Annotated in this window: 21 protein-coding genes; 10 read left to right on the top strand and 11 right to left on the bottom strand. The window is 33.3% G+C overall.

Going from position 1 to position 21,987, the window contains the following annotated elements; all coding sequences use genetic code 11:
* Nucleotides 1-67 precede the first annotated feature (67 nt).
* The 7 genes from C3L50_RS02480 to C3L50_RS02450 all read left to right on the top strand — a co-directional run bounded on the left by C3L50_RS02480 (nt 68) and on the right by C3L50_RS02450 (nt 7,027).
* Nucleotides 68-832, top strand: a complete 765-nt coding sequence (locus tag C3L50_RS02480; protein WP_103804545.1) for a class I SAM-dependent methyltransferase — start codon at nt 68-70, stop codon at nt 830-832.
* Nucleotides 833-949: 117 nt separating this feature from the next.
* Nucleotides 950-1,780, top strand: a complete 831-nt coding sequence (locus tag C3L50_RS02475; protein ID WP_103804544.1) for a restriction endonuclease — start codon at nt 950-952, stop codon at nt 1,778-1,780.
* A gap of 57 nt (nt 1,781-1,837) precedes the next feature.
* Nucleotides 1,838-3,193: an MBL fold metallo-hydrolase RNA specificity domain-containing protein gene (locus C3L50_RS02470; protein ID WP_103804543.1), complete on the top strand. Its 1,356-nt coding sequence runs from the start codon at nt 1,838-1,840 to the stop codon at nt 3,191-3,193.
* 45 nt (nt 3,194-3,238) lie between these two features.
* On the top strand, nt 3,239-3,664 hold the full coding sequence (locus C3L50_RS02465) for an HYC_CC_PP family protein (protein WP_103804542.1): 426 nt from the start codon (nt 3,239-3,241) through the stop codon (nt 3,662-3,664).
* 75 nt (nt 3,665-3,739) lie between these two features.
* Entirely contained in the window at nt 3,740-5,767 is a 2,028-nt protein-coding gene (locus C3L50_RS02460; protein WP_103804541.1) for a TonB-dependent receptor plug domain-containing protein, read from the top strand.
* Nucleotides 5,768-5,826: 59 nt separating this feature from the next.
* Entirely contained in the window at nt 5,827-6,168 is a 342-nt protein-coding gene (locus C3L50_RS02455) for a heavy-metal-associated domain-containing protein (protein ID WP_103804540.1), read from the top strand.
* 181 nt (nt 6,169-6,349) lie between these two features.
* Complete coding sequence (locus tag C3L50_RS02450) at nt 6,350-7,027, top strand: DedA family protein (RefSeq protein ID WP_103804539.1); 678 nt, start codon at nt 6,350-6,352, stop codon at nt 7,025-7,027.
* A gap of 56 nt (nt 7,028-7,083) precedes the next feature.
* Here C3L50_RS02450 and C3L50_RS02445 read toward each other — a convergent pair whose 3' ends face one another.
* Nucleotides 7,084-9,456: a hypothetical protein gene (locus tag C3L50_RS02445; protein WP_103804538.1), complete on the bottom strand. Its 2,373-nt coding sequence runs from the start codon at nt 9,454-9,456 to the stop codon at nt 7,084-7,086.
* Between the two features lie 661 nt (nt 9,457-10,117).
* Complete coding sequence (locus C3L50_RS02435) at nt 10,118-10,936, bottom strand: N-acetylmuramoyl-L-alanine amidase-like domain-containing protein (RefSeq protein WP_103804536.1); 819 nt, start codon at nt 10,934-10,936, stop codon at nt 10,118-10,120.
* A gap of 89 nt (nt 10,937-11,025) precedes the next feature.
* On the opposite strand from C3L50_RS02435, the gene C3L50_RS02430 reads away from it, so the two are divergent.
* Complete coding sequence (locus C3L50_RS02430; protein WP_133158841.1) at nt 11,026-11,502, top strand: GNAT family N-acetyltransferase; 477 nt, start codon at nt 11,026-11,028, stop codon at nt 11,500-11,502.
* 99 nt (nt 11,503-11,601) lie between these two features.
* Here C3L50_RS02430 and groL read toward each other — a convergent pair whose 3' ends face one another.
* From groL to miaB, 9 genes are all read right to left on the bottom strand, one after another.
* Nucleotides 11,602-13,227, bottom strand: coding sequence for a chaperonin GroEL (gene groL / locus C3L50_RS02425; protein ID WP_103804534.1), 1,626 nt, complete (start codon nt 13,225-13,227; stop codon nt 11,602-11,604).
* Nucleotides 13,228-13,340: 113 nt separating this feature from the next.
* On the bottom strand, nt 13,341-13,616 hold the full coding sequence (locus tag C3L50_RS02420; RefSeq protein ID WP_103804533.1) for a co-chaperone GroES: 276 nt from the start codon (nt 13,614-13,616) through the stop codon (nt 13,341-13,343).
* Nucleotides 13,617-13,757: 141 nt separating this feature from the next.
* Entirely contained in the window at nt 13,758-14,096 is a 339-nt protein-coding gene (gene secG / locus C3L50_RS02415) for a preprotein translocase subunit SecG (RefSeq protein ID WP_103804532.1), read from the bottom strand.
* A 2-nt stretch (nt 14,097-14,098) separates the two neighbouring features.
* Nucleotides 14,099-14,977: a tetratricopeptide repeat protein gene (locus C3L50_RS02410; RefSeq protein WP_103804531.1), complete on the bottom strand. Its 879-nt coding sequence runs from the start codon at nt 14,975-14,977 to the stop codon at nt 14,099-14,101.
* Between the two features lie 67 nt (nt 14,978-15,044).
* Complete coding sequence (locus C3L50_RS02405) at nt 15,045-15,548, bottom strand: LptE family protein (protein WP_103804530.1); 504 nt, start codon at nt 15,546-15,548, stop codon at nt 15,045-15,047.
* Between the two features lie 59 nt (nt 15,549-15,607).
* On the bottom strand, nt 15,608-16,888 hold the full coding sequence (locus C3L50_RS02400; RefSeq protein ID WP_103804529.1) for a sigma 54-interacting transcriptional regulator: 1,281 nt from the start codon (nt 16,886-16,888) through the stop codon (nt 15,608-15,610).
* A gap of 99 nt (nt 16,889-16,987) precedes the next feature.
* Nucleotides 16,988-17,134 (bottom strand): hypothetical protein, encoded by a 147-nt coding sequence (locus C3L50_RS16260; RefSeq protein ID WP_165783954.1) that lies wholly within the window; start codon nt 17,132-17,134, stop codon nt 16,988-16,990.
* Between the two features lie 76 nt (nt 17,135-17,210).
* On the bottom strand, nt 17,211-17,600 hold the full coding sequence (locus tag C3L50_RS02395) for a GxxExxY protein (RefSeq protein WP_103804528.1): 390 nt from the start codon (nt 17,598-17,600) through the stop codon (nt 17,211-17,213).
* A 62-nt stretch (nt 17,601-17,662) separates the two neighbouring features.
* On the bottom strand, nt 17,663-19,108 hold the full coding sequence (gene miaB / locus C3L50_RS02390) for a tRNA (N6-isopentenyl adenosine(37)-C2)-methylthiotransferase MiaB (RefSeq protein ID WP_103804527.1): 1,446 nt from the start codon (nt 19,106-19,108) through the stop codon (nt 17,663-17,665).
* 332 nt (nt 19,109-19,440) lie between these two features.
* Between miaB and C3L50_RS02385 the strand changes: the two genes are divergently transcribed.
* Together C3L50_RS02385 and C3L50_RS02380 are read left to right on the top strand one after the other, a co-directional pair.
* Complete coding sequence (locus tag C3L50_RS02385) at nt 19,441-20,157, top strand: hypothetical protein (RefSeq protein WP_103804526.1); 717 nt, start codon at nt 19,441-19,443, stop codon at nt 20,155-20,157.
* 471 nt (nt 20,158-20,628) lie between these two features.
* Nucleotides 20,629-21,945, top strand: coding sequence for an ATP-binding protein (locus C3L50_RS02380; protein ID WP_103804676.1), 1,317 nt, complete (start codon nt 20,629-20,631; stop codon nt 21,943-21,945).
* Nucleotides 21,946-21,987: the final 42 nt, after the last annotated feature.

Raw genomic sequence — 21,987 nt, 5'->3', positions numbered from 1 at the left:
ATATAAGATATTTAAGGTCATTTAAGAAAACACATAAAAAACTTTTAGGAATCTCCGCTTAACAACTATGAAAAAAGCTTTTAAAAAAATTCTTAATATCGTTCCTCGTCCATTATTAATAAGACTGAGTTATGTAGTTCGTCCATTTATTGCTTTTTCATTAAAAGGAGACAAGTACACTGATCCAATAGATGGGAAAAGTTTCAAATCGATGTTACCTTATGGATACGAAACACAGCGCAATAATGTGCTTTCGCCAAGTACACTTTCTTTAGAAAGACACCGTTTGTTGTGGTTATATCTCAACGATCAAACCGATTTTTTTACATCCAAAAAGAAAGTACTGCATTTTGCACCAGAGCAAGCATTTTACAAACTGTTCCGCATCCAAAAAAACTTAGATTATACCACCACTGATTTGTTTTCACCCTTGGCCGATGTAAAAGCAGATATTTGCAATTTGCCTTTCGAAGACAATCAATACGATGTGATTTTGTGCAACCACGTTTTGGAGCACATTCCGGATGACACGAAAGCGATGCAGGAATTATATAGAGTTTTGAAACCAGGCGGAATGGCAATTCTACAAATTCCTCAAGACTTAAAACGCGAAATAACCTTTGCCGATGATTCGATTACAGATCAAAAAGAACGAGCCAAAATTTTTGGTCAATACGATCACGTTCGCATTTATGGTCGCGATTATTTTGATAAACTAAGAAGCATTGGTTTTACCGTTGTCGAAGAAGATTACACCAATAAAATCGCTCCTGAATTGGTGGAAAAATATTGTTTAGCCAAAGGAGAAATCATTCCGGTTTGTTTTAAATAACTCGATAATCTCCATTTTTATTTCATTTTGTAATTTTGTTTTAAATACAAAGTGGTCTCTTTATTTTTCGTACCTTTAGTAAGGAAATAATTTTGTAAATTGTTAAATTACTAACAGATGAAAGTAGTTAAACATTGTGGAGATATTGTCGATTTTGATCCCATTAAACTTAAAGCGTCGCTCTTAAAATCAGGAGCCAACAAATTGGTGGTCGAAACTATTTTGGAAACCATAAAAAAAGAACTTTACGAAGGAATTTCGACCAAGCAAATCTACAAAAGAGCCTTTGGGCTATTAAAAAAAGCAGCAAACTCTCACGCTGCACGGTATAACATTAAAGAAGCCATTCGATTATTAGGACCAGATGGGTTTTTCTTCGAAAAATACATCGCTCGACTTTTTGCCTCAGAGCATTATCAAACTAAAACAAATTTGATTTTACAAGGCAAATGTGTTACCCACGAAATAGATGTATTGGCTAAAAAAGACCAAATTATTTCGATGATAGAATGTAAATTTCATATGGGAAAAGATACTAATTCAGATGTAAAAGTCCCAATGTATATTTTGTCTCGATTTAATGATTTGAAAGAAAAACGACATACTATTTTTTCGGTAAACGAAATAATTTCAAAATGTTGGATTGTTACCAATAATCGGTTTACCTCGGACGCAATTACTTTTGCAAAATGCTCGGGGTTGAATTTGTTGAGCTGGAATTATCCCGAAAATAATAATTTAAGTACAAAAAATGCAGAAAATTTTCTTTATCCTGTAACTTGTTTGACCACTTTGACCTTGGTTGAAAAAGACAGATTATTGATTTTAGATGTAATTTTAGTTAAAGAATTAATTAACAATTCAGACTGTTTGGAAAAATTAGGATTGAGTTCAAATCGTATTAAAAACGTCCTAAAAGAAGCTTCAGAACTATGTGAATATATATAGAACTTCGGCAAAATATAGTTAGCAATTATAATTTCTTGAATATAAAATATAGGAATCATGAAAATTAAATTTATTGGCGGTGCAGGAACAGTAACGGGTTCAAAAACAGTAGTAGAAAGTAATGGTGTTCGAATTTTGATCGATTGCGGACAATTTCAAGGTATTAAATCTTTAAGAGAACTCAATTGGCTGCCTTTGCCAGTTCAACCTTCAACCATAGATTTTGTGTTGTTGACTCACGGTCATTTAGATCATTGCGGTTGGTTGCCAAGATTGGTCGATCAAGGCTTTAAAGGCAAAATTTATTGTACTAGTCCAACAAAAGACATTACTAAACTGATTCTTTTGGATAGTGCTAAAATTCAGGAAGAAGAAGCTTATAAAGCTAATAAAGAACATTATTCTAAACACGAAATTGCCGAGCCGCTTTATGATTTAAAAAAAGCAGAAGCCGTTTTTCCGCTGTTTAGAGTGATTAAACCCAATGAAAAAATTGATTTGGATGCCGAAATTTCAGCGGTTTTCACCAATGCGGGACACATCGTTGGGGCTTGTAGTATTGAATTGAATTTAGAAAATAAAACGGTAGTTTTTTCGGGAGATATTGGCCGAGATAATGATATTTTGATGTATCCGCCAACAAAACCCCAGAAAGCCGATTATGTTTTCCTTGAAAGCACATACGGAAATAGACTCCATCCTGAGACAGATGCCAAAGCCGAATTGGAAATTTACATCAACAATACAATTCAAAAAGGCGGAACGGTTATCATTCCGAGTTTTGCTGTAGAGCGAGCACAAACGATAATGTATTTGTTGTGGCAACTCAAAACCGAAGATAGGATTCCAAATATTCCCTATATAATTGATACTCCAATGGGAATTAAAGTGCTGGATATTTTCGAAAATAATAGAAGATGGCACAAATTGCCCGAACACGAGTATGTTGCAATGTGTCAGATGTTTACAATGAATACAGATTATCAAGAAACAATTGATACTATTTACAATCCTCAACCCAAAGTAATCATTGCAGCCAGCGGAATGATTACTGGAGGTAGAGTTTTGAGTTATTTAGAACGTTATATTGGATTGCCTGAAACTACTGTAATCATCATTGGCTATCAAGCCGAAGGAACTCGTGGAAGAAAATTGTTAGAAGGAGATAAAGAAATTAAAATTTACGGCAAACAATACGAAGTAAAAGCTAACATTCTTGAAATAGAAGGTTTATCGGCTCACGGCGATCAAAAGGATTTGGTTAATTGGCTTTCGGAATTGCAAAACAAGCCCCAAAAAGTATTTTTGGTTCACGGCGAAAAGGAAGCTTTTGAGGAACTTAGCACAAAAATCACTGAAAAATACGGTTTTGAATGTGTTATTCCACAGATGAATCAAGAGTTTGATATTTAACATAATTTTTATTTTAGGAAGGATTTAAATACTTAAATTTGTACTATGAAATTCAAAAAGCACATCAGTTTTTTATTGGCTTTATTCCTGTTGGTTTCCAATACGGGATTTGCTATTGATGTGCATTATTGTGGAGGGAAAATAGCTTCTATCAAGCCCGTATATTTAGAATCTAAAGAAGTACAAAGTCTAAAAAAGGAAAGTTGTTGTCCTCCAAAATCTTCAAACATTGTCAACAAAAAAGAAAGTTGTTGCAAGGATAAAGTAGTTCATTTTCAGAAAAAATCTGGAAAAGTAACTTTAAGTTCAATCTCTTTTCAGCCCGATTTTACTTTTATATTCGAAGAATGGAATCCTATCGTTTTCTCTGAATATTCAAATTTTGAAAGCAATTGCATCCTCTCTTATTATTGTGATGCCAACGCGCCACCACTTTTCAAATTATACCATCAATACGTTTTCTACGCCTGATTTTAATGTTTTTTTTGAAATCAAACCTTCTTTTGGTTTGATATTTCTGATTACAAAACATTAAAATCAATTTTTATGAAAAAACAAATTTCAATACTTTTATTGAGCTTGTTGTGTGCGTTTACATCCTATTCTCAGGACACATTAAAGGTGGTAAAAGTAGTTTCTAAAAGCAAAGGCTTACAAAAATCCTCTAAGATTACCGCAAATACAACATTGGTAACTAGCAAGGAATTACTCAAAGCCGCTTGTTGCAATCTCGCCGAAAGTTTCGAGACCAATCCATCAATAGATGTCAATTTTTCGGACGCATTGACTGGGACAAAACAAATCAAAATGCTGGGTTTAACGAGCCCTTATTTGATGATTGACGAGGAAAATATTCCTTCTGTTCGTGGTGCTTCACAAGCTTATGGGCTGTCATTTACACCAGGAACTTGGATTGAAAGTATCCAAATCACAAAAGGTGCGGGCAGTGTTGTCAATGGATACGAAAGTATTTCAGGACAAATCAATACCGAATTAATTAAACCCATAAATAATATTCCTTTTTTCTTGAATGCTTACGGCTCTTCCGATTCTCGGTTTGAATTAAATACGCATTTCAATGCCAAACTTTCGGATAAATGGTCAAGTGCGTTGTTTGTTCACGGAAATGCAAGAACGGCCAAAAAGGATATGAATGATGACGGTTTTCTGGATAATCCGTTGGCAAAACAAGTCAATATTTTAAACCGTTATCAATATTATAATGCCGAGAAAGGTTGGGTGAGTTTCATTAATTTCAGATATATGAATGATAAGAAACAAGCAGGTGAAACCGATTTTGACCCAAATAAAGACAAGGGAACAACTAATTTTTGGGGTTCTGAAATCAATACAGAACGCTTTGATGTTTCGTCGAAAGTAGGTTATGTATTTAAAGACATGCCGTATCAAAGTTTTGGTTTTCAAAATGCTTTTAACAGTCATAATCAAGATTCTTATTATGGACTAAATCAATACAATATCAAGCAAAGTAGTTTTTATTCGAATTTAATTTTCAACTCGATTATTAATAATACGATGCACAAATTCGCCACAGGTTTAAATTTTACTTATGATAAATACCAAGAATTTGTCAATGTGAATGATTACAGTAGAATTGATAATTCAATTGGAGCTTTCTTCGAATATACGTATGATAATGCTTCGAATTTCAGTTTAATTGCGGGTGGAAGAGTGGATAATCACAATCGATTGGGAACTTTTTTTACGCCACGTTTGCACATTCGTTACAATCCTTGGGAGAAAGCTACTTTACGTGTTTCGGCTGGTAGAGGGAAACGTAGTGCCAATATTTTTGCTGAAAATCAATCGCTTTTTGCGAGTTCAAGAACCTTTGATGTCTTGAATGCTAGCGGCAAAATTTATGGTTTAGATCCTGAAATCGCTTGGAATTACGGATTGAGTTTTAATCAAAAGTTTAAGCTTTTTGGACGAAATTCCGACATTGGTTTTGATTTTTACAAAACCGATTTTACAAAACAAGTAGTTGTCGATTTATATACCGCTCCAGCAATTTCGGGAACGCATCAAGTTTTGTTTTACAATTTGAACGGAAAATCGTTTGCCAATAGTTTGCAAATTGATTTTAATGTAGAATTAGTGAAACATTTAGATATCCGAACTGCTTATAAATATTATGACATTCAAACCGATTATTTGAGCGGAAGTAGCGAAAGACCTTTGCAAGCCAAACATCGATTTTTTGCTAATTTAGGATATGAAACTCATATTACTGATAAAGGAAAACAATGGAAATTTGATTTCACTTACAACTGGATGGGACAACAAAAACTGCCAGAAACGGCATCAAACCCAATAGAAGATAGACTTCCGGTTTATTCGCCTTCCTATTCTTTGATGAATTTTCAAATTACTCGAACTTTTTCTTCAACTTTCGAAATGTATTTTGGCGGAGAAAACGTTGGAAATTACAAACAAGAAAAAGCAATTTTAGGTTCTGAAAATCCTTTTGGCTCAACATTCGATGCATCTATTGTATATGCGCCCGTTTTTGGGCAAATGTACTATGCGGGACTTCGATTCAAAATAAAATAACAACAATGTCAATGACAATGACAAAAAATCAATTTCAATAACAATTAAAAAAGTAAAATATGAAAAATCTATTTTTAGGAATGATGTTATTAGTAGTAACACTTTCTGTACAAGCACAAACTAAAAAGAATAAAAATGCAAAATACACCATAGAAGTGAATGGCAATTGCGAACAATGTCAAAACCGAATTCAAAAAGCAGCTTTTTCGGTTAGTGGTGTAAAAATGGCGAGTTGGGACATTGATTCTCATAAACTAAATGTGATAATTAATGAAGAGAAAACCTCGATTAAAGCTGTAGAAGTTGCAATTGCAAAAGTGGGACACGATACTAAAGAGTTTAAATCCACCAAAGAAAGTTATGACAAACTACCAGGTTGTTGTCAATATGATAGATGGTAGTCAAGGTAAGAAAGGGAATTCCAACATTTTTGGAATTCCTTTTTATGAGATTAGTTTAAGTTTTCAATTGAATGGTGTTTTTATTAAATATTTATTAAAAAACTGCAAATCCATTGACTTGATAGTGCTGTTTTGCTAAATTATAATTACTTTCACAACCGAGAATTTTTAAAATATTTATATGAATAATTTTGATTGGACGCAGCTAATAAATCCAGAATTTTATATTTTGATGGAATTTGGCGGAGTAAAAATGGGATTGTTAGTAATCCTATTCATAATTTTTGCCGAAACTGGATTGTTTGCAGGGTTTTTTCTTCCAGGAGATAGTTTGTTGTTTTTAGCAGGGATTTACAGCGAATTATTAACTCGCCAGATTGCGGTGGGCAATGAATTTGCGAATGTTGTATTGCTATCAGCTTTAGTTTCAGCAGCAGGAGTTTTTGGTAATATGGTAGGATATTGGTTTGGAGTGAAAGGCGGAACTTATCTTTATAATAAAGAAGATACGTTTTGGTTTAAGGAAAAATACCTTTTACAATCGAGAGATTTTTTCGATAAATATGGAGGGAAAGCCATTATTTTTGCTCGTTTTTTACCTATTTTCAGAACCTTTGCACCCATTGTAGCTGGAATTGCTGCGATGGATAAAAAGAAATTTATGTTTAATAATATTTTGGGTTCTGTCCTATGGTCTTTCAGTATGATTTTTGCAGGGCATTATTTGTCAGCAATGTTTTTAGACAAATTCGGTATTGATTTGAAAAAACATATCGAATATATTGTTATAGGAATTGTGCTTGTAACAACGCTTCCAGTGCTTTGGAAATTATTCAAAAAAAGAGTTCATATTGAATAAAAGATTTATGAAAAAACTCCGAAACTTTTAAACTTCGGAGTTTTTTTTGTTATTTATTATTTTGCAATTGTGCTTAATTTCTTTATTTCAGAGATTAATTGACCTTCGATTGTAAACCCTTCAATCACAACTAAAACCTCTTTTTGATTTATTTTAGGAAAGGAAACTTCGAAAAATTGGTTGGCATCTAGAAACACACTTGGGGACCACTGCAAAGTTCCAAAAAGATAAAATTCTCTCGAAAATGGAAATTCTATGTTTTTGAATGTTTTAGATTTTGCAAAACCAGATTTCACGATTAGAGTTGTATGTTTCTTTTTCAAATAACTATTATTGACACCTTTTTTTAGGTAAATTCTAATTGTTCCGTAACCTCCAGTAGCAGTAGTGGAAGTTCCTATTTTGTCAATATAAATTTCATCGACATTCATTAAATCAAGGTCGTACAAAACATTCAAATCGAAAATTTGAAAATTATCTACAAAAATAGCTGGAGTAGCTACACTTTCGTTTCCAGAATATTCGTGTCTAGAACTGCGAACGTAGGCCGAATTTTCTTGGTCGACTCCAGTGACATAACCGTTTCTGCCAATGAAGTCCAAGACCGAACCAAAATCTGTCTCTCCCATTTTATAGGCTTTTGCAGCCTGATTATTCATTTCGGTTTGATGAATGTAGATTGGTTTTTTATAATTATTTTGAACGACAATTTCGTTTAATGCAATTCTCTTTTTTTCTAAATCGGCATTCGAAAAGGCGAAAGTTCTATTCAAATCTTTTATCGGTTGACAATTGGCACCATCAAAAATTTGTTTTTTTAAAAAAGGTTGGTCATTGTTCAAAATGTTGACAATCATCTTTGTTTCAATGGCTAGGTTCTTTTCGTTCATTAATTCTAGTTGATAGGCTGTAGAATCTCTTGCAAAAAAATTATCAAAACTAAACATGTTGTTTTTGTCCAGGATTGCTTCTTCAAAAATTTTATTTTTCAAAGAGATTAATGCGACTTTATATTTTGTTTTTGGGTTCAATGGTTTTACGATGGTTCCATTGATGGTAATTCCTTTGGTAAATGTATAGGATTCCATTGGTTTATGGCTCATAATATTGTTCCAAAAGTATTTGCTTTTAGTCTGATTGAGCATCAATAATTCCATGTCAAAAGCCCTAGTTACGTTTTGGCGGTCAAAATAAATGTAGTTGTTTAGAACTGGTTTTTCTAGATAAGCGTTGAGATTTAATGTTCCTAAAATTGAATTTTTCTGGTCGAGACAAGCCGTTTCTATTGGCAAAATACTGATACTTAAATTAGCCACTTTTGTATTTAGTTTCCCAAATAAGTGGATGCTGTCGTTGGCTGTAAATTGAGTTTCCAATATTGGAATTTCTTTAGGTTGCTTGTTCAAATAGAGCAATCTTTCCGCAATTTCGTTTAAATTTTCATCAATTATTCGAATGCTATTCACCCCATTTGACAACTCATTTTTATCGAAAATTAGGATTTGGATTAGGTTCTTGTCATTAAAATTAAATTCTTTTTGAATGTATTTTCCGTTTTGATGAATGAGCAAAGTGTAATTTTTATTTTGGTATAAATTCACGCCATCCGAATTGGTTTTTACAGAAACCTCCAACATATTGTTGGGTAAATTGTTATTGTAGGTTATGGTAAGGCCCGAATTGGTTACTTTGGGCAATTGTTTTTCCATTTTCAGTTGGTCTGTTGCGATTTTTACCGAGTAGGTTTCGTTTGAATCTGGAGTCAATTCAAATTTTCCGTAACCCATTTTGTTGGTAAAGAAAGTTGTGATGGATTTTCCTTTCGAATCTACCACTAATCCTTCTATGATTTGAATTCCTAAATCGTTGCAATCCTTAATTTGAATACCCATTGTGTTGCTGATTCCTTTAATAAAAGAACCGCTTTCTGGGTTAAAAAGTATAGAAACAGCTTTGTAATCGGGTTGATTTGTTTTTAAATTATAAGACTCCTTTAGGTTGATTATCTCTATGTTTTGAGCAAAGGATTCGTCTTCCATAAAATTATTCATCCAATTGGTGTAAAAATGAAAACGGTATTTTCCTGAAGCTATCTTTTCGTCTAAAGTCACAATTCCTTCAAAAGTTCCTAGCGAAGTGTGGAGTAATTGCTTTAGAATTACTTGGCCTTGTGTATCATAAATGACCAACTGTACATTGGTGGTGTTCAAGTTGGGAAAACTGCTCTGTTTGTTAAAAACATAGCCTTTAAAAGCGATATTTTCGTTAGATATGTATATCGTTTTGTTGAATTGTACGTGAATATTCTCTCTCTCGAAATGAAAATAATCTTCTAAATTGGTTTTTATTTTTTGCTGGTTATCTGCATTTTGCGAGTAACCAAAACCTGTTGCAATAAGAAATACAAAAACACTAATTAGTTGTTTCATTTTTGGGGGTTTAAGATTGTAGAAAAGTACAAAATATTTTTTGAATTTAAAATGAATTTATAAGTAAAATCCTGCTCTTAATTTGAGCAGGATTTTTTTAATAAGTTGTGCATCGGTTGCCAAACGCAATTAACTGATATAGCACCTTTGTTTTGAATAAAAAAAACATTAATCTGTTTTCAACTCTTTTCTGAAAAGTTTCATTCATTAGTTGAATTCAAGCCGCTATAAATACTTGTTTTATAAATATCATAAATTGAACAACAAAAATAGGGTGAAGCAGAAACAAAAAACAAAACTAGATCGTGGTTCGCCTCGCTTCGTATTACTAAAAATAAAATTTGCAAATAGATCAAAATATAGGCTCCTATTTTGAACCATTTATTTTTTGAAAATAGAAAATAGAGTGATAACCCAATTAAAAATGTAATAATCAATTCTACAACTGAGCTTTCGAAAGTAATAGCTGAAATGATGCTGCCTAGAATAACGAATAAAATTGGCCATCCTCCAATGTTATTTGGAATCACAATGATACATAGTAAGAATACGCTCCATTTTGTTACTGAATTATCCATGTTAGTTACAATTTTTAATGTTTTGCGGTGAATTTTTTGTTGTTGTGTTTTGGACTTTTATTTAAAGAAAGTATCCACAATTTCTATAAAACCTGCAAAACCATAATTCCTGCATCTTTCTTAATGGCTTCAAGATATTCTGCAAGCGGTTTTTCTGAAATTACCACTTTTTTTAGTGAAGAAGAGGCGTGAAGCAAGTGGATTCGGTTGTTTACAAGAATTGCAATTCCTACGTGATTGCAATCCATTCTTTCCAAAGTTGAGGTCATTGCAATAAAATCGCCTTCTTTTATCTTGCTTTCTATAGAGGCAACTTTAGACTTTTCTATTTGTGAAAGCGGTTTTTTGTTGATTTTTTCCTCGTTTTTGACAATTGTTTTTAAGGTTTTTTCATCATTAATTTTAGGATACAATTTTTGATTTTCACTCATAAAATGAACTTCTTTATTTCTGATTTCTCCACCGATTTCTAAGGTGATGTCCTTGATATAGCCATTTTTTTCAGCTTGTCTTACCCATTCTGTAAAATAATGCAAACGCGAAGCATAACCGTCTATTTTGTTATTTCGATAACGCAATTGTGTTAAGATCTCTTGAAAATCTTTGTAAGAATTGGAGTTTTTCTTTTTGGTAAGATATAATGCCAAAACATTTTCATCAAAAGTAAAGCAGTCTAATTCGCTTAAATTACAAACCAATTGCTCGTTTTCGTTTATTTCTAATGTTGAAGCTACATAAGGAGTTTCTAGAAAACTTTTGGCAATTTTAATAATACTTTCTGAAGGGGTTGTTGCTAATTCTATTTTATTTTTTTCAATAAAAATAGTTTCGTCTTTAGTCTGAGAAAAGAGAGGCAAACTGATAATGCCGAATAAAATAGCTGAGAAAACTTGATTTTTCATATAAGGAATGCATAGGATTTCAAAGCTACAAAAAATGATTATATTTGAGCGAATTCTAGTTCAAAGACTTATGAAAGCTATTGAAAAAAATGACGATTGAGAAAACTACATATCAAGATGATTTTGATTTTTGTGCCTTGATGATGGCAAAATCTGATCCGTGGATTACGCTAGAAATAGACTTTAATTTATGTGTTCAAGCCTTTTCAGGAGCGTCAAAAGAGGTTTATGTTATTAGAATTAATTCTGTAATTGCTGGATTTGTTATCCTTCAAATCGATGGGACTTTTAAGGGATATATTCAAACAATTTGTATCAATGAGAACTATAGAGGAAAAGGACTTGGCAAAAAACTTTTGACTTTTTGCGAAGAACGCATTTTAAAAATTTCGCCTACTATTTTTATTTGTGTTTCTTCATTTAACACTAGAGCACTTCAGCTTTATACAGATTTTGGTTTTAAGATTATTGGGGAATTACCCAATTTTATCAAAGAAGGATTTACAGAGATTTTGCTTTGGAAGACTTTTGGCCCCAAAATCGGATTTCAAAATCCTAAAGAATAATTTTATTACTTGGAAATTATAAATACAAAAAACTCCGAAGCTTTGAAACTTCGGAGTTTTTTTATTTTGAACTTCGTACTTCGTACTTCGTACTTGGAATTACATCATTCCTGGCATTCCACCACCCATTGGATGTGGAGCACTTTCTTCTTTAATGTCAATCAAAGCACATTCAGTAGTTAAGATCATTCCAGACACAGAAGCAGCATTTTCAAGAGCCACACGAGTTACTTTTTTAGGATCGATAATTCCTGCTTTTAGCATATCTACATATTCGTCAGTTTTGGCATTGTAACCAAAATCTCCAGAACCTTCGGCCACTTTTGCAACAACAACAGAGCCTTCAAGGCCTGCGTTTTCAACAATAGTTCTCAAAGGAGCTTCAACTGCACGAGAAATAATTTTGATTCCTGTAGCTTCGTCAGCATTGTCGGCTTTCAATTCTGATAGGGCATTTTTAGCTCTTAATAAAGCAACACCACCACCAGCAACAATTCCTTCTTCGACAGCAGCACGAGTAGCGTGAAGTGCATCGTCAACGCGGTCTTTTTTCTCTTTCATTTCTACTTCAGAAGCAGCGCCAACATAAAGAACGGCAACTCCGCCAGCTAATTTAGCCAAACGTTCTTGCAATTTTTCTTTGTCATAATCAGATGTTGTAGCATCCATTTGACCTTTGATTTGGTTGACTCTGTTTTTGATCATTTCGGCATCGCCAGCACCACTAACAATTGTAGTGTTGTCTTTGTCGATGTTTACTCTTTTGGCAGTTCCCAACATTTCGATGGTTGTGTTTTCTAAAGTATAACCTCTTTCTTCAGAAATTACAGTTCCACCAGTTAAGATGGCAATATCTTCTAACATTGCTTTTCTTCTGTCGCCAAAACCTGGAGCTTTTACAGCGGCAATTTTCAAAGCACCACGCAATTTGTTTACAACCAAAGTCGATAAAGCTTCTCCATCAACATCTTCAGCGATAATCAACAATGGTTTTCCTGATTGTGCTACTGGTTCTAAAACGGGTAACAATTCTTTTAAAGAAGATACTTTTTTGTCATACAAAAGAATGTAAGGATTCTCTAATTCTGCTTCCATTTTCTCAGCGTTGGTAACAAAATAAGGAGAAAGATAGCCTCGGTCAAATTGCATTCCTTCCACAACATCCACATAAGTGTCAGTTCCTTTGGCTTCTTCAACAGTGATTACACCTTCTTTTCCTACTTTTGCGAAAGCATTGGCAATTAATTCACCAATAACATCATCATTATTTGCAGAAATTGAGGCGATTTGTTTGATTTTATCGGAGTCACTTCCTACTACTTTAGCTTGTTTGGCAAGGTCAGCAACGATAGCTTCAACTGCTTTGTCAATTCCACGTTTTAAATCCATTGGGTTTGCTCCAGCAGCAACGTTTTTCAAACCTTCTTTTACAATTGCTTGTGCTAAAACTGTTGCTGTTGTTGTTCCATCTCCAGCTAAATCATTGGTTTTAGAAGCTACTTCTTTAACCATTTGCGCTCCCATATTTTCTAATGGGTCTTTCAATTCGATTTCTTTTGCAACGGTAACACCATCTTTGGTAACGTTTGGTCCGCCAAAAGATTTTCCAATAATTACATTACGACCTTTTGGTCCAAGAGTTACTTTTACTGCATTTGCTAATGCGTCAACACCACGTTTTAGTCCGTCACGTGCTTCAATATCAAATTTTATATCTTTTGCCATTTTTAATTTTAGTTTAAAGTTTAAAGTTTTTTTAGTTTAAAGTTTTTTGCAGGATTCTAACTTGAAACCTGACCCGAACGATAGTGAACAGGCGAAGCAAACTTGAAACAAATTTAGATTATCGCAAGAATATCATCCTCACGCATGATTAAATAATCTTTTCCTTCTAATTTTAATTCGGTTCCAGCATATTTTCCGTAAAGAACGGTGTCTCCAATTTTTACAGTCATTTCGTGGTCTTTTGTGCCATTTCCAACAGCAACAACAGTTCCTTTTTGTGGTTTTTCTTTGGCAGTGTCTGGAATAAAAATTCCTGAAGCAGTTTTTGTTTCAGCAGCTACAGGTTCAATAAGAACACGGTCTGAAAGCGGTTTAATATTTAAAGCCATAATGATATAATAAATGTTAGTATTAATTTGATGGATATTTAGATTTCAGAAATTGTGCCAACCCCTAAAAACTGACATTTTTTCCTAAAAAAAATGCCAGCTTTGACAGGCTGGCATTTACTATATTTTTATAGATTACTATTATTTTGCTGGCTCAGTTGCAGGAGCTGGAGTTGCAGGAGCTGGAGTTGCAGCTTTTGGTGTAATAGCTTCTGTTTTTTCAATGATTTTTGATTCAGAAGTTCCTAAAGAACCTCCAAAACTCAAACTTGAAAGTAAAATAAGTAGAATTAATATGGTTCCTAAGGTCCAAGTGCTTTTGTCTAAAAAGTCGGTAGTCTTTTGTACGCCACCAATTTGTGTTGATCCACCTAATGAGGATGAAAGTCCACCACCTTTAGGGTTTTGAACCATTATAACTACCACTAATAGGAAGCAAACTATTGTTATTAATGCTAAAAAAATCGAAAATGTGCTCATTGTTAATTATTGTTATTTTGTTGTAAAGACTTGATATCCGAGATTCGGTCTGCAAAGAAACTACTTTTTTCTGGATATTTCAAAATTAATATCTCATAAGCTTGAATTGCTTTTAGATATTTTTTTTGTTCCAAATATACTCTTGCTAATGTTTCGGTCATTAAGTAAGAATTGTCGCTTTTATTTAGGTCAATGTGAAAGGCGGTTTCGGTACTTTGTTTTATGGGTGAAATCTTCGGACTGGCTTCAATAAATTTATCAATTAATTCAGCTTTTTTCTTTTTCTCATCTTCAACAGGAACTGTTTTAGCTACTGATTTTTGATCTAATTCATTGATTTTATTAGTTTCAGGTTCTCTATTGATGGGCTGTATTCTTGAAAGTTGAAGCCACTCTTGAAATGAATGTTTTTCGTCTCTAGCAAATCCTAAGGGTTTTCCAATTTCCAGATTTTCTTCGGCGATTTTCGTATTTGATTCTTCCTCAATACCTGTAGCTTCTTTTATAGTGGTAAGAATAGATTGCTCTATGGTATTTATTTTTGGCTCAAGAGGTATTTCGGGTTTAATTATTTCGCAATCAACTACACTAATATCAAGAAGTTCAAGGACTTTTTTGTCGTACAATCCTTTTTGGATAGCAACAAAAGTATCTGAAGTGATAAAATCAAACAAAACGGTTCTATCAGTGGTATGTGAAGCGGTAACTTTTAGAGCGTAATTATACCGGAAACTATTTTGATTAAAAAGTCCTTTCAAACGAAGCGCTCTAGCACTTTGAAAATACGGGAATTCATCCAGCACGATTCCCAAAGCATCAGTTTGCTTTTCGCTGATAGTATCTGGTTTGTTAATTAAATAAGTATAATCGGTTACGTTCATATTAGTTGTTCATTGTTTGGCGTTTAGTGTTCCGCGTTCGTCTGAAAACTGAACATTGCCAACTATTTTACCATTTTGCTAAAGATTCGTTGAATATGTCTTGCGTAATTCTTTCGAAAATTTCTTTTACGGCGGCATCTAAAGTTGATCCACTTAGTTGTTCCTTTGCCGGATAATCTTTAAAAAATTCAAATGTTTTATCGAAATTGTCAGCTTCTTTATTTTTATTGGTAAACTGAACACTCACTCTAATTGTCAATCTGTTTTGAGCTGCCTGAATATCAGCTGTAGCCATCATGGGGGTGATTCTGTAATCTACAATTTCTCCTTCATAAGTTAAATCTCCACCGTTTTTAACCAAGTTTAAGTTGGTTTGATTTTGGATAAGATCTTGCAACGCCAAGGTAAACGTTCGGTCAATTCCAGGTTGCACTAACTCGGCTGTATTGGGGAAAAAATTGACTTGAAATGTTTTAGCATCAATTTTTCCTGTTCCTGTGAAATTGTAAACGTTGCATCCGCCGAAAGTGAAAAGTATCGAAAGAGCAATAATGTATTTTAGGTGCTTCATTTTGTGTTTAAAAAAGTGCAGGTCAGTTTACTAAAGTTTGGTTCAAAGATATTCAATTTTTAAAGATCAAATTGTTTTATTTTTCGATACAAAGTTCTTTCAGAAATTCCCAATTCATCAGCTGCAGCTTTTCGTTTTCCTTTGTTTTTTTCTAATGATTTTTTAATCATTTCTATTTCTCTTTGCTCTAATTTTAGAATTTCTTCTTCCTCTACAGTTTCAGCAAATTGAAAATCTTCCTCGTTTTCTACAAAATTATTTTCTTGAATTTGTGGTGTGCTCAAACTTCTGGATTCAGCCGAAAAGATAGTGCTTACAGGTTGTTCTTCGAATGAAATTTCGCTTTCTGTTTCCTTAGATCCGTATATTTTTTGAATTAAATTAGCATTAATGTCTTGTGCTTTTGCAGAGCCGTTTTTCATTAATTCCAAAGTTAGCTTCTTTAAATCGTGCAAATCACTTTTCATATCAAAAAGCACTTTGTATAGAATATCTCTTTCGGTCGAAAAATCATTTTCAGCTTTTTTATCCTTAATTACAGAAGGCAAATTGCTCGATTCTGATGGCAAATAAGATTGCAATGTTATGGCAGAAATGTCTCTATTGGTTTCTAAAACTGAAATTTGCTCGGCCACATTTCGCAGTTGACGAATGTTTCCTCCCCAACGGAATTTTTGCAATAATTGAATCGCATTTTCGTCTAATTTGATAGGAGGCATTTTGTATTTATGAGCAAAATCGGCGGCGAATTTTCGGAATAATAAATGAATATCATCTTTTCTATCGCGCAATGGAGGCAATGTAATGTCCACGGTGCTCAATCTATAATACAAATCCTCACGGAATTTCCCTTTTTCGATGGCATCAAATAAATTGACATTGGTGGCAGCCACAATTCGCACATCGGTTTTTTGAACTTGGGATGAACCTACTTTTAAAAACTCTCCATTTTCAAGAATTCTAAGCAAACGAACTTGAGTTGTTAGCGGTAATTCACCTACTTCGTCAAGGAAAATGGTTCCACCGCTGGCTACTTCAAAATAGCCTTCACGAGTGGAAGTTGCGCCGGTAAAAGCGCCTTTTTCGTGGCCAAAAAGCTCGCTATCAATCGTTCCTTCTGGAATTGCACCACAGTTCACGGCTATGTATTTTCCGTGTTTTCTGTGTGAAAGCGAGTGAATAATTTTTGGAATACTTTCTTTTCCAACGCCACTTTCACCCACCACCAATACCGAAATGTCAGTTGGAGCTACCTGAATGGCTTTTTCTATAGCACGATTGAGTTTCGGGTCATTCCCGATAATCTCAAATCGTTGTTTTATTGATTGAACTGTTTCCATTTTATTTTGTTTAAAGGTTTAATTGTTTAAAGGTTTAAAAGTTGTTTGGGTTGAATCCTATTAAACAATCTTAAACTATTTTAAACTATTTAAACTTTTTTAATTCTTGGTTTTGGTCAATGTATCCTTTGCAGGAACTGTTTTTTCTACTTTGTGTTTTGGGAAATAGGTTCTAATAATATAGAATGTAGAACCAAATCCGATGATAAAAGTAACTATAGCGATGATTATGTTTTTTTTGGTCATGATAAAATTTTTGACTTAGTTCGAAGCGAAAATTAGAATTTTGTAGTGTTTTTACCACAAATTATACAAATTATTTTTATGTGTTTATCAATCTTTTATGAACTAACGATTTGTTTTGAAAATTTGCGATTATTCCAACGGGAGTATCTGCTAACTTCATATAATTTAATGTTTGAGCTAGATGATCATTACTAATTTCTTTTGTTGATTTTACTTCGAGAATAATATCTCCATAAACTACAAAATCGGCATAAAATTTATGAGGTAAAATCATCCCCTTGTATTCTACATTGTATTCTTTTTCCCTTTCGTAAGGAATGTTTTTGTTTTTGAACTCTATTTCTAATGCGTCTTTATAAACAATCTCGAGTAAACCAGGACCTAATAATCGATGTACTTCCATGCAAAGACCCACAATCTCATAATTTTCATCTTTTTTATAATAATACTCATTAGAGTTAATCATATTTAGCTTTTTTTGAAGTTAAAATTTGTGAAAATTTGTGTAATTTGTGGTAAGAAAATAACTTAATTCATTTCAGAATATCCAACAGCTTCTCCAATTAAAGTTCCACTGGTGCAATTGGTGATTTTTACATTTACAAAATCACCAATCTTGTAATTTTCTTTTGGAAACACCACAACAATACTTTGTGAATTTCTTCCAGACCAATCTTTCTCCGATTTTTTGGACGCTTTTTCTATTAAAACTTCTACGGTTTGTCCAACGAATTCCTGTGTTCTAAAAGCACTGTGATTTCTTTGCAAATCGACAATTTCTTGCAATCGCCTCAATTTTGTTGGTTCAGGAACATCGTCTTCCATTTTGCGTTCGGCCAATGTTCCTGGACGTTCGGAGTAGGCATACATATAACCAAAACTGTATTTTACGTGTTCCATTAAACTCAAAGTATCTTGATGATCCTCTTCGGTTTCAGTTGGAAAACCTGAAATAAGGTCTTGAGTAACGGAACAATCCGGAATGATAGTTCTGATTTTATCAATCAAAGTCATATATTCTTCGCGAGTGTGCAAACGGTTCATTTCCTTTAGAATTCTGTCGCTGCCGGATTGAACAGGTAAATGAATATGGTTGCAAATATTCGGATATTTTGCAATAACGTGCAACACACTTTCGTGCATATCCTGAGGATTGGAAGTCGAAAATCGGATGCGCATTTTTGGAAAACCAACGGCGACCATTTCGAGTAATTGATCGAAGTCAACTGAAGTTGCTTTTTGTATATCAGAAGCGTTAACGAAATCTTTTTTCAGTCCGCCACCATACCAAAGATAGCTGTCCACATTTTGTCCTAGAAGTGTAATTTCTTTAAAACCTTTGTCCCACAAATCCTGAATTTCCTTCATAATACTTTGCGGCTCACGGCTACGTTCGCGCCCTCGAGTAAAAGGCACTACGCAAAAAGTACACATATTATCGCAACCACGCGTGATGGAAACAAAAGCTGAAACGCCATTCGAATTCAATCGAACGGGAGAAATATCACCATAGGTTTCTTCTTTCGACAAAATCACATTGATAGCATCGCGACCGTCTTCGACTTCGGATAATAAATTCGGTAAATCTTTGTAGGCATCTGGGCCAACAACGAGGTCGACAATTTTTTCTTCTTCGAGAAACTGGCTTTTCAAACGTTCTGCCATACAGCCCAAAACACCTACTTTCATCTTCGGATTAGTTCGTTTGACGGCATTGTATTTTTCCAACCGTTTTCTAATAGTTTGTTCTGCTTTGTCGCGAATCGAACAGGTATTAACCAAAACTAAATCAGCTTCTTCAAGGATTTGTGTGGTGTTGTATCCGTTTGAGGATAGGATGGAAGCTACGATTTCGCTATCCGAAAAATTCATCGCACAGCCGTAACTTTCTATAAAGAGTTTCTTGGTATTTTCAGGTTTGTAATCTAAAATAAGACTTTCGCCTTGCTTGTTTTCGTCAATAATCTTTTCCATAGTCACTTTCAAAAGTGTGATTTTATTAAGGATGCAAAGGTACAATTATTTGAATGAATATGACAAGATGTCAGCCGAAGAATTAACAGTATTTTATCAAGGAGCTAAAGATTAATGTGTTTCCATTCACTATTATTTTTTTACTCCTGAAAATTCGAAATGTACTCAACAAATAAAAAGTCCTTTTGATTATTTGTAAGAAAAAATAATTATATTGAAAAATATTGGAGTAGTACCGCCAACTACGTTACTAAAAAATCAGTAACTTCGCCCAATCGGCCGGTACGTTAGGCACAATATTACACAACCAAAACGTAAACGACTGAAATTATATGAAATACGTAAAAAATTTAATTCTTTTATCATCGTTGACATTTTTGTTTAATAGTTGTGGAATTGGAGATTGGGAAACAAGTCTTTATTGTCAAAAAATAGAAGGAACTTCAAAAATATTGTATAAATACGATGCTTGGGGTGGAAGAGATTCACACGCTTTTGGTTATATATTATTAGATTCAACAGAAAATTTTGAAGTAGATATTTCCAAAAATTTACCTTTCTCATATCTTGAAAATATTCCAAGTAAAAAACATATACAAGGTGTCGATTGTGAAGAACCAGATTATGAAAACATAGATAAAAAAGTAAAAGAGATATTTACTCCGTTGAATAATATAAGTGAAACAGAAGAAGAAATTGAGATAAAAACAAAAATATATCAATACGAAGGTTTTTCAAAAAGAAGTAGTGGTCTAGGAACATTCGAGTTTGAAAATTTTAAAGAAACAAGAGATAGCATAATTTTCTATAATTTAAATGATATAAAAAGTATGGAGCCTGAACATCTTGATAGTTTAAAACTTAAAAAGAAAAACATAGTAATAAGACAAAATAAGAATTTCGAAATTATATCAATTGACATTGAAGATTTAATATTGTCGAAAAAGACAAATGAAATATTATCTAATAAGACATATTTTTTAACTCCTAAAACGAAAATGAAATCAAATTTGTTCTCTAATTATGGAATTTTTAAAGAACGATTATAAAAAATACTGTGCCTAACAGCTAGAGTTTCGTTGCGTGCGCAGCACGAACAATGAAACTCCTGTTGAACGGAATCGAGTACCTGCCGTCAACACTATGGAGTTATCGTAAAGTTTGGAGAGTCCCGATAGCTATCAGGCAATGTCATTAAGTTAAGGTTTATTTGCCATTCTGACGAAGGAAGAATCTCGCGTTAGTTGCTCACGTTGATTGAGATTCTTCCTTCGTCAGAATGACAAAAGCATCGATAAAATCCCTTAACTTAATGACATTGAGCTATCGGGAGCAAGAGGATTTATATTCCTTTTTTTTTTTTGGAGTAGTTTCAAAGTCGTTTTATAGTGTTTGAAATACTCGCATAAATGAATTGGATAAAAGACATTGATTTGGATTTTTATTAAAACAGGACTCATATTGATTTGGATTTTTGTGATTTTTATTGTATTATTGCCTTGGATTTTTATTATTTCGAAATGTATTTGAAAAGAAAAGTGGATATTGAATTAGAAAACTGGAAGCAATTACCAAGTCGAAAGCCCTTGATAATAAGAGGAGCAAGGCAAGTTGGTAAATCTTCGAGTGTGCGAAATTTGGCAAAGCATTTCAAGTATTTTGTAGAGATCAATTTTGATGCGGATCCAATTTATGCCTCTGTTTTTGAAAACGGATTGAATCCAGCCGCTATTTGCGAACAGCTTTCTGTAATTTCGAACACGCCAATTGTTGAAGGAGAGACATTATTATTTTTTGATGAAATTCAATCTTGTATTCCTGCAATTTCTTCTTTGCGGTATTTTTATGAAAAAATGCCCAATTTACATCTTATTGCTGCGGGTTCATTGTTGGAATTTGCTTTGTCCGAAATTCCGTCTTTTGGAGTTGGAAGAGTTCGCTCCATTTTTATGTATCCACTTTTCTTCGAAGAGTTTTTGTTAGCAAATAATGAAAATAGTTTGATTGAAGCCTTGAATAAAGCAACAACAGCAAATCCATTTCCTGAAATTTTTCATCAAAAGTTAAAAACCTATTTGAAGAAGTTTTTGATTATTGGAGGAATGCCGGAAGCTGTAAAAACGTATATTGCCAATGGCGATATGTTAGAAGTTCAGCGAGTTTTAGACGATTTGATACTTTCAATTCAGGCGGATTTTGCAAAATATAAAGTTCGAGTTTTGCCCATCAGAATCAGAGAGGTTTTTGACGCAGTAGTATTGCAAGTTGGAACTAAGTTCGGTTATTCTTATCCCAATGCGACATTAAATAACGCTCAAATTAAAGAGACTTTGGTTCTTTTAGAAATGGCTGGATTAGTTTATTTTGTTACACACTCAGCTAGTAATGGTATTCCCCTTGGAGCGGAAATCAATTCTAAAAAAAGAAAAATTTTAATTTTTGATACAGGGATATTTCAAAGAATTCAAGGTTTAAATATTGCACAATTGCTTATTGAAGATGACTTTAACAGTGTCAATAAAGGAAATATTGCTGAGTTGCACGTAGGTTTAGAATTGATAAAGAATAGCTCTTGCTACGAAAAAACACAACTGTATTATTGGCAAAGGGAAGCAAAAAACAGCCAAGCCGAAGTGGATTATGTAATTCAAAAACAAGATAAAATTATTCCAATTGAGGTGAAATCTGGCACTAAAGGCAGTATGCAAAGTTTGTATTTGTTTTTGGAAGAAAAAAAATTAGACTTTGGAATACGATTATCATTAGAGAATTTTTCTGATATGGAAAAAATAAAAATTATTCCATTGTATGCAGTTGGAAATTTATTGACGAAATGATGATTTTAAAACCAAACCCTTTCAAAGTTCAAAACTCCGAAA

The sequence above is a fragment of the Flavobacterium alvei genome (assembly GCF_002920895.1).
GTDB lineage: Bacteria > Bacteroidota > Bacteroidia > Flavobacteriales > Flavobacteriaceae > Flavobacterium > Flavobacterium alvei.
The sequence above is the reverse complement of the archived record's forward strand: the minus strand, read 5'-3'. Positions and strand labels throughout refer to the sequence as shown.